The organism is Actinomadura harenae (genome assembly GCF_003696215.1).
Classification (GTDB): domain Bacteria; phylum Actinomycetota; class Actinomycetes; order Streptosporangiales; family Streptosporangiaceae; genus Spirillospora; species Spirillospora harenae.
Genome location: NZ_RFFG01000072.1, coordinates 12,793 through 25,932, shown reverse-complemented (window position 1 = coordinate 25,932; position 13,140 = coordinate 12,793). Strand labels below are relative to the sequence as shown.

General features: G+C 75.1%; 12 protein-coding genes. 7 read left to right on the top strand and 5 right to left on the bottom strand.

Annotation, left to right across the window (positions count from 1 at the left end; translation table 11 throughout):
- Positions 1–93: 93 nt before the first annotated feature.
- Genes EBO15_RS30485 through EBO15_RS30475 form a run of 3 tightly spaced genes read left to right on the top strand, consistent with a single transcriptional unit; the run spans position 94 to position 5,275 of the window.
- Entirely contained in the window at positions 94–966 is an 873-nt protein-coding gene (locus EBO15_RS30485) for an alpha/beta fold hydrolase (RefSeq protein ID WP_122197921.1), read from the top strand.
- A 47-nt stretch (positions 967–1,013) separates the two neighbouring features.
- Positions 1,014–4,241 (top strand): BTAD domain-containing putative transcriptional regulator, encoded by a 3,228-nt coding sequence (locus EBO15_RS30480; RefSeq protein ID WP_199744903.1) that lies wholly within the window; start codon positions 1,014–1,016, stop codon positions 4,239–4,241.
- Positions 4,238–5,275 (top strand): lactonase family protein, encoded by a 1,038-nt coding sequence (locus tag EBO15_RS30475; RefSeq protein WP_122197919.1) that lies wholly within the window; start codon positions 4,238–4,240, stop codon positions 5,273–5,275. Before EBO15_RS30480 ends, EBO15_RS30475 begins: the two co-directional genes overlap by 4 nt.
- A gap of 6 nt (positions 5,276–5,281) precedes the next feature.
- Here the strand turns inward: EBO15_RS30475 and EBO15_RS30470 are convergent, their stop codons facing one another.
- Positions 5,282–6,442 carry an FAD-dependent oxidoreductase gene (locus EBO15_RS30470; protein ID WP_158628396.1) on the bottom strand — a complete coding sequence of 387 codons (1,161 nt, stop codon included), beginning with the start codon at positions 6,440–6,442 and terminating at the stop codon, positions 5,282–5,284.
- Positions 6,443–6,505: 63 nt separating this feature from the next.
- Here EBO15_RS30470 and EBO15_RS30465 point away from each other — a divergent pair, with 63 nt between their 5' ends.
- The gene (locus tag EBO15_RS30465) at positions 6,506–6,958 is read left to right on the top strand and encodes a MarR family winged helix-turn-helix transcriptional regulator (protein ID WP_122197917.1); all 453 of its coding nucleotides are present in this window, start codon (positions 6,506–6,508) and stop codon (positions 6,956–6,958) included.
- A 128-nt stretch (positions 6,959–7,086) separates the two neighbouring features.
- Complete coding sequence (locus tag EBO15_RS30460; protein ID WP_122197916.1) at positions 7,087–7,686, top strand: DUF5666 domain-containing protein; 600 nt, start codon at positions 7,087–7,089, stop codon at positions 7,684–7,686.
- A 52-nt stretch (positions 7,687–7,738) separates the two neighbouring features.
- Here EBO15_RS30460 and EBO15_RS30455 read toward each other — a convergent pair whose 3' ends face one another.
- A complete protein-coding gene (locus tag EBO15_RS30455; RefSeq protein WP_122197934.1) occupies positions 7,739–8,269 on the bottom strand; it encodes a YceI family protein in 531 nt (176 codons plus the stop codon).
- 168 nt (positions 8,270–8,437) lie between these two features.
- Here EBO15_RS30455 and sigJ point away from each other — a divergent pair, with 168 nt between their 5' ends.
- A complete protein-coding gene (sigJ, locus tag EBO15_RS30450) occupies positions 8,438–9,412 on the top strand; it encodes an RNA polymerase sigma factor SigJ (RefSeq protein WP_122197915.1) in 975 nt (324 codons plus the stop codon).
- Positions 9,413–9,416: 4 nt separating this feature from the next.
- Here sigJ and EBO15_RS30445 read toward each other — a convergent pair whose 3' ends face one another.
- From EBO15_RS30445 to EBO15_RS30435, 3 genes are all read right to left on the bottom strand, one after another.
- The gene (locus EBO15_RS30445) at positions 9,417–10,619 is read right to left on the bottom strand and encodes an MFS transporter (RefSeq protein ID WP_199744902.1); all 1,203 of its coding nucleotides are present in this window, start codon (positions 10,617–10,619) and stop codon (positions 9,417–9,419) included.
- Between the two features lie 134 nt (positions 10,620–10,753).
- Complete coding sequence (locus tag EBO15_RS30440) at positions 10,754–11,239, bottom strand: RrF2 family transcriptional regulator (protein WP_122197913.1); 486 nt, start codon at positions 11,237–11,239, stop codon at positions 10,754–10,756.
- 49 nt (positions 11,240–11,288) lie between these two features.
- A complete protein-coding gene (locus tag EBO15_RS30435; RefSeq protein ID WP_233616540.1) occupies positions 11,289–11,828 on the bottom strand; it encodes a TetR/AcrR family transcriptional regulator in 540 nt (179 codons plus the stop codon).
- Positions 11,829–12,052: 224 nt separating this feature from the next.
- Here EBO15_RS30435 and EBO15_RS30430 point away from each other — a divergent pair, with 224 nt between their 5' ends.
- Entirely contained in the window at positions 12,053–13,045 is a 993-nt protein-coding gene (locus EBO15_RS30430; RefSeq protein ID WP_122197911.1) for an aldo/keto reductase, read from the top strand.
- Positions 13,046–13,140: the final 95 nt, after the last annotated feature.

Here is a 13,140-nt window from a genome sequence, read left to right as displayed (position 1 = left end):
GCCGGGGCCCGGCTGATCGGCGACTGATCGGCCGCTGATCGGGGTGGCCGAGGCTGGGGGCGTTCACGAGGAACGACCGAGAGTGGGGACGTCATGAAGATCGAGGGATTCGCGTACCGGCGCGTCCAGGTGGCCGACGGGGTGGCGCTGAACGCGGCCGTCGGGGGCTCGGGCAGCCCGATCGTGCTGCTGCACGGTTTCCCGCAGACCCACCTGATGTGGCGGCACGTGGCCGCCGACCTGGCCGCCGACCACACCGTCATCTGCCCCGACCTGCGTGGATACGGCGACAGCGACAAGCCCGAGGACGCGTCCGGCGAGGCTTACGCCAAGCGGACGATGGCCGCCGACATCGTCGCGCTCGCCCGCGAGCTCGGCCACGAGCGGTTCGCCGTCGCCGGGCACGACCGGGGCGCGCACGTCGCGGTCCGCGCGGGCCTCGACCACCCGGACGCCGTCACGCACCTGGCGTCCCTGGACATCCTGCCCACGCTCGACTCGTGGGACGTCATGCGCGGCACCGCCGGCGTGGTCGGCTTCCACCTGTTCCTCATGGCGCAGCCGCCCGGCCTGCCCGAGCAGATGATCTCCGCGAGCGCGGACGCGTTCTTCGGCCACTTCCTCGACCAGTGGGCGAGCGACCCGGACGCGATCCCGGCCGACGTCCGCGCCGCGTACCTGAAGGCGAGCCGCGAGGCCGTGCCGTCCATCGTGGCCGACTACCGGGCCTCGGCGGGCGTGGACATCGAGCACGACCGCGCCGACCGCGACGCGGGACGGCGGCTGGGCATGCCCGTGACCGTCCTGCAGCAGGACTGGGGCACGGCGCTCGGCTTCGACGCCGCCGCGCTGTGGCGGGCCTGGGCGGACGACCTGGACCACCGCACCGTCACCTGCGGGCACTTCATGGCCGAGGAGGGCCCCGCCGAGGTCGCCGGGGCCCTGCGCGACCTGCTCGACCGGTGACCGCCGGACGCCGATAGCGTGGTGAACGTGGGGGAGATGTGGGGGAGGTGACGTTCGGGGTCCTCGGGCCGCTGACGGTCGCGGATCCGCAGGGACGGTCCGTGGAGGTCCGGGGCGCGCGGCCCCGGGCCGTCCTGGCGCGGCTCCTGGTCGCGGGCGGACGGGCGGTGCCGGCGCCCGTGCTGGTCGGAGACCTGTGGGACGACCCGCCCGCCAAGGCCCTCGGCGCGGTGCAGACGTTCGTCGGGACGCTCCGCCGGGCGCTCGAACCGGACCGTCCGCCGCGCACCCCGTCCCGGCTGCTGGTGACCGTCCCGTCCGGGTACGCGCTGCGCACCGTGCCGGGCGCCGTGGACGCCGGACGGTTCCGGAAGGCGGTCGCCGCGTCCGCGGACCTGGACGCGGCGGAGGCCTTCGCCCGCCTGGACGAGGCGCTCGGCTGGTGGCGCGGCCCCGCGTACGCCGAGTTCGCCGACCAGGACTGGGCCCGCGCCGAGGTCGCGCGGCTGACCGGGCTGCGGCTGCTGGCCGTCGAGCGCCGCGCCCGCGCGGCCCTGGACCTCGGCCGCGCGGCCGGGACCGTCCCGGACCTGGAGGCCCACGTCGAGGCGCATCCGCTGCGCGAGGACGCCTGGGCGCTGCTGGCGCTCGCGCTGTACCGGTCGGGGCGGCAGGGCGACGCGCTCGGCGCGCTGCGGCGGGCCCGGACCGTCCTGCGGGACGAGCTGGGCCTCGATCCGGGCGCCGGCCTGCGCCGCCTCGAGGCCGACATCCTCGCTCAGTCCCCGGACCTCCTCCCACCGGCTTCCTCCTGCATCGAGCCGCCCGCCGGGCAGCCTGCCGGGCCGCCCGCCGGGCCGCCCGCCGAGATGTTCGTCGGGCGCGCGGGGGAGCTGGCCGCGTTGGAGGAGGCGGCCGTGGCCGGGCGTCCGCGCCTGGCGCTGGTGTCGGGAGGACCGGGCACCGGGAAGACGGCGCTGACCCGCGTCCTCGCCGAGCGGCTCGCGTCCCGCGGGTGGACGACCGCGCGCGGCGCGGCGCCCGAGATTCCCGGAGCCCCCGGCGGCTGGCCGTGGCGGCAGATCGTCCGGGACCTGGCCGCCGCGGGCCTCGAGCCTCCGCCGGAGGAGCCCGAGGCCGACGGCGCCGACCCGCTCAGGGCGCGGTTCCTGCGGCACCGCGCGATCGCCGACCACGTCGCCCGGCTGGCGGCGGAACGTCCGCTGCTGCTGGTCTTCGACGACCTGCACTGGGCGGACGAGGAGACCCTCGCGCTGCTGACCGTCCTCGCGACCGCGGACGACGGCCCCGCCCGGATCCTCGTCGCCGGGACGTTCCGCGCGGGCGAGATCCCCGGCGCGCTGGCCGAGGCCCTGGCCAGGCTCGCCCGCGCCGAACCCGCCCGGATCTACCTCGGCGGGCTCGGCGCCGACGACACCGGCCGGCTCGCCCGCGCCGTGGCCCGTGCCCCGATCCCGGACGACGCCGTCCGGGCGGTGCGGGCCCGCAGCGGCGGGAACCCGTTCCTCGTCCGCGAGCTGGTCCGCCTGTGGGAGGCGGACGGGACGCTCGACGAGGTGCCCGCCGGGGTCCGCGACGTGCTCCGGCACCGGTTCGACGGGCTGCCCGAACCGGCGCGCGCCGTCCTGGCCAGGGCGTCCGTGCTCGGCGACGTCGTCGACCTGGACGTCCTGATCGCGCTCGCCGGTGACGAGGAACGGGTCCTGGACGCCGTCGAGAGCGGCCTGCGCGCGGGCTTCCTCACCGAACCCGGGCGCGGACGCCTCGCCTTCGCGCATCCGCTCGTCCGCGAGACCCTCTACGCCGACCTGCCGGGCGCGCGCCGCGTCCGCTGGCACGCCCGCGTCGCCGAACTGATCGAACGCGACCACCCCGACGACGTCGAGGCCATCGCCCACCACCTGCTGCGCGGCCCCGGCGGACCGTCCGCCGCCCGATACGCGCGCGCCGCCGCCGAACGCGCCGAGCGCCGCGTCGAGCACCACGCCGCCCTCCGCTGGTGGCGCGCCGCCCTCGAACTGGCGACCGCCGACGACCTCGAACCGCGTGAGCGGCCGGGGACGCGGGTGGGACTGGAGACGTCGGTGGGGCTGGAGACGTCGGTGGGACCGGAGACGCGGGTGGAGCTGGAGGCGCGGATGGGACTGGGGCGGGCGCTGGCGTTCACCGGCGACCTCGCGGGGGCCCGGGAACAGCGCGCGATCGCGCTGGAGTCCGCCGAGAGGTCGTCCGATCCGCTGCTCGCGGCGCGCGTGCTCGGCGCGTTCGACCTGCCCGCGAACTGGACGGCCGGCGACGACCCCGATCTCGCCGAGCGGATGGCCGCGACCGCCGGACGCCTCCTCGCCGAGCTCCCCCCGGACGAGCACCCGGCGGAACGCGCGCGCCTCCTCGCCACGATCGGCATGGAACTGCGCGCCGACCCCGGCGGACGCGGCGGCGCGGCGGCCCGCGAGGCGGAGGACCTCGCCCGGACCGTCGGCGATCCGCCGCTGCTCGCGTTCGCGCTCAACGCCCGCTACCTGCAGACCTTCCACCGCGCCGGCCTCGCCCCCGAACGCGCGGGCATCGCCGCGGAGCTGCTGGAGCTCGCGCGCGAGCACGGCCTCGTGCCGTACGAGATCCTCGCGCACCTCATCCTCGTCCAGTCGCTTTCGGCGGCCGCCGACTTCGGCGCCGCCGACCGGCACGCGGACGCCGCCGACGCGCTCTCCGACCGCCACGACCTCCCGCTCGTCGGCGTCTTCACCGACTGGTACCGCGCGATGCGGCTCGCCGCGACGGGAGCGCCGGACGCCGCGAACGCCTACCGCCGCGCCGCCGCCCGCCTCGACGGCACCGGCATGCGCGGCGTCGAGCACGGCCTGCTCCCGCTCGCCCTGCTCGGCCTGCGCCTCTCGACGGACGCGCCCGGCGTCACCGACCTCGCCGACATGGACTGGGGCCCGTACGAGCCCTGGGCACGGCCCCTGCTCCTCCTCCTGCGCGGACTCCGCGCCGAGGCCGAGCGGGCGGCCGGCGACATCCCGCCCTCACCCCGCGACCTGCTGTTCGAGGCGCGTTCCTGCCTGCACGCCGAGATCGCCCTCCGCCTGGGCGACCGGGCCGCGATGCGCCGCCTGCGCGACGCCCTCGAACCCGCCGCCGGGGAACTCGCCGGGGCCGCGAGCGGCGTGCTGACGTTCGGGCCGGTCCGGGCCTACCTTGATCGTTTGACCTCGGCACTCGCGCAGGGAACAGGGACGGCACCGTGAACCACACTCCGCAGACCTCCGGCCGCCTGATCATCGGCGGTTCCGGGCCCGTCCCCGGCGTGGCGCTGCGCCTCGCGCGGTACGACGCGTCCGGGGCGGTGACCGTCGAGCGGACGCTGCCGCTCCCCGAGCCGACCTACGTCGCGTTCGACGCGCGCCACGGCATGCTGCACGCCGTCCTCGAAGAGGAGACCGGGCGCGTCGCGTCCGTGCCACTGGGCGACGACCACGATCTCGGGGAGCCGGTCGCCGAGGCGGCGAGCGGGGGAGCGCTGCCGTGCCACGTCGCCGTCCACCCCGACGCGCCGTTCGTGTTCGTCGCCAACTACGGCGACGGCGTCCTGTCGGTGTTCCCGACCGGCCCGGACGGGCGGATCACCGCGACCGAGCCCGTCCAGGCCATCGCCCACCTGCCCGGCTCGCACGCGCACATGGCCGCGATCTCCCCGGACGGACGGTTCGTCCTGTGCACCGACCTCGGCGCGGACCGCGTGCACGTCTACGCCTTCGACGCGCTCAAGGGCCGCCTCGACCTCCACGGCACCGCGCGTGTCCCGGACGGCCGGGGCCCGCGCCACCTGGCCTTCCACCCGTCCGGACGGCACGCCTACCTCATCAACGAGCTGTCGTGCACGCTCATCGTCTGCGCCTGGGACGCCGAGTCCGGAACCCTCGAACCGGGCGCCGAGCTCCCGACCCGCCGCGACGCCGCGAACCCCGCCGTCAACTTCTCGGCCGCCCTCCGCGTCTCCCCGGACGGCGCGCACGTGTACAGCACCGACCGGGGCGACGACACGATCGCCGTCCACGCGACCGTCGCGGGCGGGGCGGCGCTCGAACCCGTCGAGGTCGTGTCCTGCGGCGGGGCCTGGCCGCGCGACATCGCCCTCACCCCGGACGGCCGCCTGCTCTTCTGCGCCAACCAGCGGTCGGGCACCGTGACCGTGTTCCGCCGCGACCCGGCGTCCGGGCGCCTCACGCCCGCCGCCGCGCCGCTCGCCGTCCCGGCGCCCTCGTCCGTCCTGCCGTTCTAGCCGCTGTTACGCGCCCGCTCCCGACGGGACGCGCTCCCCGGCCGGCAGCGGCCCCTCGTTCAGCCGGTTGCTGAACCGGCGGAGCAGCGTGGTCTGCGCCGTCTCGGGGACGCGCTTCCCGAGGAACGGGGGGATCCGCATGTTCGCCGGGTTCCGCTTGGCCATCTGGGAGACCAGGTTGACGCGGGGGCGGCGGGCCAGCTCGTATGCGCGCAGCCGGTCGGGCACGCTCCGGCTCTCGTCGGCGAGCTCGCGCCCGAGCACCCAGGCGTCCTCGAAGGTCTGGTTCGCGCCCTGGCCGAGGGTGGGCGGCATCGTGTGCGCGGAGTCCCCGAGCAGCGTGACGCGGCCCTCGCCCCACACGCGGCGGACCTTGTTCCAGCGGTGCCCGAAGAAGTCGAGGTCGTCCTCGGTCGCGGCGGCGAGCACCTCGGGCACCGGGGAGGCCCAGTGCCCGAACCGGCGGCGCAGCATCTCCAGCGGCGCGTCCGGGCGCGGGTCGGCCGGCTTCCACCGGACGTCGAACCACCACTGGAGCATGCCCGGACCCGCCGGGATGAGCCCGCACGCGCCCTCCCTGCCGGTGATCATGTAGTGCAGGGTCGTGTCGGTGATGTCGATGTCGATCGCGCTGAGCCCCTGCCAGGTGCCGAACGACGCGGGCACGACGGTCCCCTCGCCCCACAGCCGCCGCCGGACGACCGAGTGGATGCCGTCCGCGCCGATCAGCAGGTCGCCGGTCGCGGTCGTGCCGTCCTCGAACACGGCGGTGGCCGAGTCCGCGTCGTGCGTCACGCGGGCGCAGGCCACGCCGTAGCGGACCAGGTCGTCCGGCAGGCCGTCGGAGAGCAGTTCCACGAGGCGCCGCCGGGAGACCGACCGGGTGGGGAAGCCGAAGGTCTCCGCCGTGTGGGCGAGGTCCATGCTCGTGCGCAGCCTCCCGGCGGCGGTCCGCGCGTCGATCCGCTCGATGCGCCCGCCGACGCCGTCCAGGTCGATGCCGAGGTCGGACAGCACCGCCGCGCCGTTGGGGAAGATGGTCAGCCCCGCGCCGCCCGTCCGGCGTTCGGGGGCCCTCTCGAACACGCGCACGGTGTGCCCGTCCGCCAGCAGCCGCCGGGCCACGGCCAGCCCGCCCACACCGGCGCCGATCACGATGACGTCCATGATTATCTCCTGTCCGATGTATCTCCGAATCGAAGATACATCGGACAGGAGTAGAGTTGAACAGTGCCCCACAGTCATCAGGCGGCGGACCTCTACCGCGAGTTCGTGATCTCGTTCATGCTGCACAACCAGTCGGTCGCCGACCGGCTCGGCCTGCAGACGGTGGACGTGGCCGCGCTGATCCTCATGGAGATGCGGGGCCCGCTCCCGGTCGGCGCGATCTCCGCCGAGCTCGACCTGCCGTCGGCGTCCGCGACCCGCCTGGTCGACCGGCTCGAGCGCGGCGGCTACGTCCGGCGGACGCGCAGCCCCCACGACCGGCGCGCCGTCATCGTCGAGCCCGTCGAGGACGGCATGGCGAAGTACTACGCGGCGGCGTCGCTGTCGGAGCGGCACCTGGGGAAGGTGGCGGAGCACTTCGGCCCGGAGCAGGCCGCGCTGATGCTGGAGATGTTCGTCCACGTCGCCGCCGCGTACCGGGACGCGACGCAGGAGCTCCGGGACCGGCCGTCCTGACGGCCGGCCGATCACTCCGGCGCCAGGCTTTGCCGTCCTCTCATCGTTCTCTCATGAACCGCGAACGAGCCTCTCATCTGCGGTTCCTTCCCTGTGGCCACATCCGACCGCACGATCAGGAGGTCACCATGCACAAGAGGCTCGCCATCGGCGTGGTCACGGGAGCGCTCGCGGCGGGAGCCGTCGCGGGAGTGGCCGCCGGCCTCCCCGCGCTGGCCGACGGCTCCGGGGGCTCGGGGAAATCCGGCACGTCCGGGCAGCACCAGGCGGACGGCCGCGACCGCGGACCCGGCCACGGCTCCGGCCATGGCCACGGCCCGGGCGCAGGCCGCTTCGCGGCGCTGCACGGGGAGTTCACCGTGAAGGACGAGAAGGGCGCGTACGTCCTGCGGGACGTCCAGAGCGGCAAGGTGAGGGCCGTGTCCGCGACGTCGCTGACCGTCCGGAGCGACGACGGCACCGACTGGACCTGGACGCTGGACTCCGGCACCCGGGTCGGCCACGGGCAGAAGATCGACACGATCAAGACCGGCGACACCGTCCGCGTGGAGGGGGCCCGCAGCGGCGACGTCCGCACGGCCGCCTTCGTGGGGGAGCCGCCGTCCGGCAAGGACGGCAGGGACGGCAAGGACGGCGACCACGGTCGCGCCGGTCACGGCTCGAACGGCGACCACGGCGACCACGGCGACCACGAGGACGGCGGGCAGGACGCCCGGCCGTCCGAGTGATCGCGGCCTGAGACGGCGGGGGCGGCGCGCCCGTCCCCGCCCTCCGGGCCGGTCAGGGGAGCCGGACCGCGGTGACCTCGATCTCCAGCTCCACCTTCGCGCTGATGAACGGCCTGGTCATGACGGTCTTCACGCCCCAGCCGGTGCTGAGGACGGCCGTCCGGCCGACGGCGGTCACCACGCCCCCGGGGTCGGTGCCGGTCACCTGGAAGTCCATCGTGAGCGGCTTCGTCGTGCCGCGGACGGTCAGTCCGCCGGTGATCCGGAACGCGCTCTCGTTCAGGATCCGCACCTCGGTGGAGACGAAGGTGAGGACCGGGTGGTCGCCGGACTTCAGGAGCATGCCGCACACCAGGCCGTCGCGCTGCGCGTTCCCGGTGTCCAGGCTCTCGGCGCGGAGGGTCAGGCGGACGCGGGACGCCGCCGGGTCGCCGGCGTCCAGGCGCGCGGTCCCCTCGACTTCGCTGAACCTGCCGCGGACCTTGCCGCCGACGGTGTGCCTGGCGACGAACCCGAGGCGCGAGCGCCCGGCGTCCAGGGTGTAGTCGCCCGCGAGCTCGCTCAGCCCGGTCAGAGTGGTCATGATGTCGCGTTTCCCTGTCTTCGGGTGGAAGGTGGTCGTTCGGCGGTACGACGACGCGGCTGTGGCGAATGTGAGGCGCACGCGGAGCCGGGCGGCCGACATCACATTCCGGACGCCCGTTTCGTCGTGATGACGACGGACGACACCGACCGAGGGGGACGACGCGCCATGGACACCCGACACGAGCCGGACACGACGCCCCCGGACACGACGCCGACGGCACCGGACGCGGGCGCTCCCGGCGACGGCCTGGACGCGCTCATGAGCGAACGCCGCCACCTGATCAGCCTCGCCTACCGGCTGCTCGGCTCCCTCGCGGACGCCGAGGACGTCGTCCAGGAGACCTACACGCGCTGGTACGCCCAGCCGCGGGAGCGCCAGGACGCGATCGGCAATCCGGCGGCCTGGCTGACCCGGGTCGCGGGCCGCATCTGCCTGGACGTGCTCGGCTCGGCGCGCGCCCGGCGCGAGAGCTACGTGGGCGCGTGGCTCCCCGAGCCCGTCCCCGGCCGGATCGACGGCCGTCCCGGCGAGGGCGGCGGGGGCGCCGTCGCCGACCCGGCCGAGCGCGTCACCCTGGACGAGTCGATCACCATGGCGTTCCTCGTCGTCCTGGAGTCGACGACCCCTGCCGAGCGGGTCGCGTTCGTCCTGCACGACGTGTTCCGCTACCCGTTCGCCGAGGTCGCCGAGATCGTCGGCCGGACCCCGGCGGCGTGCCGCCAGCTGGCGGTGTCGGCCCGCCGCCGCCTGGACGCGGCCCGGACGTCCGCCGCGCCGTCCGCGCAGAGCGCCCGCGTCGTCCGCGACCTGAAACGGGCGTGGGAGACCAAGGACATCGGCGCGCTCGTCGCCGTCCTCGCCCCCGACGCGGTCGCGGTCGGCGACGGCGGAGGCGTCGTCTCGGCCCTGCTGGAGCCGGTCGAGGGCGCCGAGGCGATCGCCCGCCACCTGGTCCGGGTCCTCGACCTGGCGCCGGGCATGGAGGTCCTGGAGCGGACGGTCAACGCCCGTCCCGGCCTGGTCGTGCGCCACGAGGGCGCGATCGCGGCGGTGTTCACCTTCGGCTTCGAGGACGGCCGGGTGAGGCACCTCTGGGGCGTCCGGAACCCCGAGAAGCTCCGCCCCTGGACGGCGGACTGACCCCTCACGCGGCCCGGCCGAAGCGCCGGGTGGCCCACAGGTAGGGCAGGCACAGCAGCGCCAGGACGGCGGCGGCGGCGAGGGCCGGCGCCGCGCCGGACGGCAGCAGGAGGCCGCCGAGGGCCGTGCCGAGCGCGATCCCGCCGTACAGGGCGGCCGCGTTCAGGCCGATGACCACGGCGGTCTCGTCCGGCGCGGCGTTGATCAGGCGGACCTGCTGAGCGGGGGTCTGGAACCAGGTGGCGGCGCCCCAGGCGACCATCAGGACGGCCGTGAGCGGCAGCAGGCGGACGCCCGCGTGCGCGGCCCACGCGAACGCCGCCAGCGTGACCGCCAGGCCGGTGAACCCGACCGCCTGGACGCGGACGGCCCCGTGCCGGTCGACCGTCGCGCCCGAGAACAGATTCCCCAGGACGGCCCCGACGCCGTACAGGAACAGCAGCCACGCCTCCTCGGAAGGCCCGCTCCCGAGGGCGCGCAGCACCGGGACGGCGAACGCGTACAGGCCGTACCCCGCCGCGATCCCGGCCACGGTCAGTGGCAGGATCGCCAGGACGGCCGGGTCGCGGAGGGCGGCGAGCCGCCGCCGCAGGGGGATGGGCGGGGCGCCCGGCAGCGCGGGCATCGCGGCGAGGACGCCGCCCGCCGCCACCGCGCACAGCGCCGCGACCAGGCCGAGCGCCATCCGCCAGTCCAGGACCCGCCCGGCGAGGTCGCCCAGCGGGACACCGAGGGCGGTCGCCATCGTCAGCCCGCCGATCACCACGGCCAGCGCGCGGGCCCGCTGGGCGGGCGCGACCAGCGACGACGCGACCGCGCCCGCGTTCGGGGTGAACGCGGCCGCGCCCAGCGCCGCCAGGACGCGGCTCGCCATCAGCCATCCGAAGTCCGGCGCCAGCGCCGAGCCGAGGTTGGCCACGGTGAGGACGGCCAGCGCGCCGACCAGCAGCGCCCGGCGCGGCACCCGCGCGAGCAGCGTGGCCAGGACGGGGGACAGCACGGCGTAGGTGATCGCGAACACCGTCGCCGACTGTCCCGCAGCCGACTCCGAGACGTGCAGCGAGCGCGCCATGGCGGGCAGGAACCCGGCCACGACGTAGGCGTCCGTCCCGACGGCGAACGTGCCGAGCGCCAGGATCGCCGTGGAGCCGAGTCCGCGGGGCGCGTCCTCCGGCCGTGCCCCGCCGGTGGAGGCGGGGGCCTCCACCGGTCGAGCTATCGGGATATTCGACATCCCTGTTCCTCTCGAAAGCAGGCCGCCCGGGAGTGGGCGGCGATCACTTCAGCAGGCCGCTTCGGCGGGCCGTTCGGCAGGTCGCGTCGGCGGGTCGTGTCAGCCGGTCATGCGGAGCCCGCCATGCGGAGGTAGTCGCGGCGGGTGCGCTCGGCGCCCTGGGGGCTGCGCTCCATCAGGTCGGCGATCGTGTGCGCGGCGAGCTCGCGGCGCCAGGCCATCTCGGCGCGGCGCATCACCGCCGAGATGCCGCAGGTCTCGGCGAACTCGGCGTCCGTGGCGTTCGCGCCGCCGGCGCCGCGCTGCCGGACCTCGGTGCACCGGAAGAGGTCGAGGCCGTCCTCCAGGGCGGCGACCACCTCCATGACGGTGATCCGCTCCGCTGGCCGGGTCAGGGACCAGCCGCCCCGGATCCCCGGGCTGGACGTCAGGATCCCCGCCCTGGCCAGCGCCTGGAGGCGTTTCTTCAGGTACTCCTGCGGGAGGTCGAACCAGAGCGCGAGCCGCCGGATCGAGACCGGGGCGTGCTCGTCGAGCCAGCCCAGGGTCACGCAGCAGTGCAGCCCCCACTCGACGCCTTCGCTCATCCGCATAACCGGGACTGTACACATCCCGGTTCGGCCTCGTGGGCGCCGGGGGTGGTCAGAGGTGGCCGGGGTTCGCCGTGCCGGCGCCGCGCAGGAGGGTGTCGACGACGAGCGTCGCCATCGCGCCGGTGTCGTCCCCGTCCGCGCGGTGCAGGGTCGCCTGGTGGATGAGGGCGTAGTACACGCGGCGGGTCCACTCGATGTCGACGTCCTCGCGGAGGACGCCCGCGTCCCGCGTTCGGCGCAGCAGCCGCTCGCACCGTTCGCGGATCTCGGCGCTCATGCGCGCCACCTCCGGGGTGGGCGATGACACCTGGTTCGTCGCGAACGCCCAGTCGAGCTTCACCTCCAGGACGTTCGCGGTCGTCTGGTAGAGCGCGACCAGCGGCGGCGCGGTGTCGGGGTGCGCGGCCTCGACCGCGTCCGCGAGGCGCTGGATCGCCCAGGTCCCGAGGGCCTCGACGAGCGCCTCACGGGTGGCGAAGCGCCGGTGGACGGTCGTCCGGGCCACCCCGGCGGCCTCGGCGATCTGCTCCATGGTGGCCGCCGGGTCGGCGCCGAGGGTGCGTTCGGCCGCCTCGAGGATCGCCCTCACCGTTCGCTCGGCGTCCGCGCGCAGCGGGCGCCCGCCCTTCGCCGAAGCCGTGCGCTCCTGAGAAGCCGTGCGCCCTTGAGAAGCCGTACGCCCCTGAGTTGTCATGTCCAAAGCATACGTCCGAGTTGCCGTTCAGGATGAACTTGCAACATCGGTGTTGCAAGTTGTACGTTCATCGCATCGCACTTGTTGCGGCTAACGAAAGTCCTCGAAGGGTGAGTCAGATGGAGTACACGCGTCTCGGACGTAGCGGCCTGTCGGTGTCCCGGCTGGTCCTCGGCACGATGAACTTCGGCATGAAGGCGTCCGAGGAGGAGAGCCACGCGATCATGGACGCCGCCCACGGGCACGGCATCAACTTCTTCGACACCGCGAACGTGTACGGCCGGGTGCACGGCGACGGCGCCACCGAGGAGATCATCGGACGGTGGTTCGCCCAGGGCGGCGGACGGCGCGAGAAGACCGTCCTCGGCACGAAGGTGTACATGCAGGTCGGGGACGGGCCGAACGACAGCGGCCTGTCCGCGCTGCACATCCGGCGTGAGGTCGAGAAGTCGCTGAAGCGGCTCCAGACCGACTACGTCGACCTGTACCAGATGCACCACGTCGACCGGAGCACGCCGTGGGAGGAGATCTGGGAGGCGTTCAGCGTCCTGCGCCAGCAGGGCAAGGTGCTGTACTTCGGGTCGTCCAACTTCGCGGGCTGGAACATCGCGCAGGCGCAGGAGGCGGCCCGCACGCGGCACTTCCTCGGCCTGGTCAGCGAGCAGTCGATCTACAACCTGATGTCGCGCTGGGTGGAGCTGGAGGTGCTGCCCGCGGCGAAGCACTACGGCGTGGGCGTGATCCCGTGGTCGCCGCTGCACGGCGGGATGCTCAGCGGCGTCCTGCGCAAGCACCGCGAGGGCGTCGCCGAGCGCAGCGGCACGGGCCGGTGGGCCGAGGAGCTCGAGCGGCACCGCGACACGCTGGAGGAGTACGAGAAGCTGGCGGCCGACCTCGGCGAGGACCCGGCGCACGTCGGCCTGGCCTGGCTGCTCGCGCAGGAGGGCGTGACCGGCCCGATCATCGGCCCCCGGACGGTCGGCCAGCTGGACGGCTCGCTGCGCGCCCTCGACATCACCCTGGACGCGGGCACCCTCGCGAAGCTGGACGAGCTGTTCCCGCCGCCCGGCCTGAACGGCCCCAAGCCCGCCCCCGAGGCCTACGCCTGGTAGGCGAACGCGCCCAGCGCCGACGCCGGGTGCGCCCGGTGCGCCCGGCGCGGACCGCCGGGCGTCCGGCCTTCCGGGGCGGACGCCCGGTTGGTAGC

What these genes read in the sequence shown, in the direction of transcription:
- EBO15_RS30485 (WP_122197921.1), top strand. Translation starts at nt 94, where the DNA reads ATGAAGATCGAGGGATTCGCGTACCGGCGCGTCCAGGTGGCCGACGGG.
- EBO15_RS30470 (WP_158628396.1), bottom strand. Translation starts at nt 6,442, where the DNA reads ATGGACGTCATCGTGATCGGCGCCGGTGTGGGCGGGCTGGCCGTGGCC.
- EBO15_RS30460 (WP_122197916.1), top strand. Translation starts at nt 7,087, where the DNA reads ATGCACAAGAGGCTCGCCATCGGCGTGGTCACGGGAGCGCTCGCGGCG.
- EBO15_RS30455 (WP_122197934.1), bottom strand. Translation starts at nt 8,269, where the DNA reads ATGACCACTCTGACCGGGCTGAGCGAGCTCGCGGGCGACTACACCCTG.
- sigJ (WP_122197915.1), top strand. Translation starts at nt 8,438, where the DNA reads ATGGACACCCGACACGAGCCGGACACGACGCCCCCGGACACGACGCCG.
- EBO15_RS30440 (WP_122197913.1), bottom strand. Translation starts at nt 11,239, where the DNA reads ATGCGGATGAGCGAAGGCGTCGAGTGGGGGCTGCACTGCTGCGTGACC.
- EBO15_RS30430 (WP_122197911.1), top strand. Translation starts at nt 12,053, where the DNA reads ATGGAGTACACGCGTCTCGGACGTAGCGGCCTGTCGGTGTCCCGGCTG.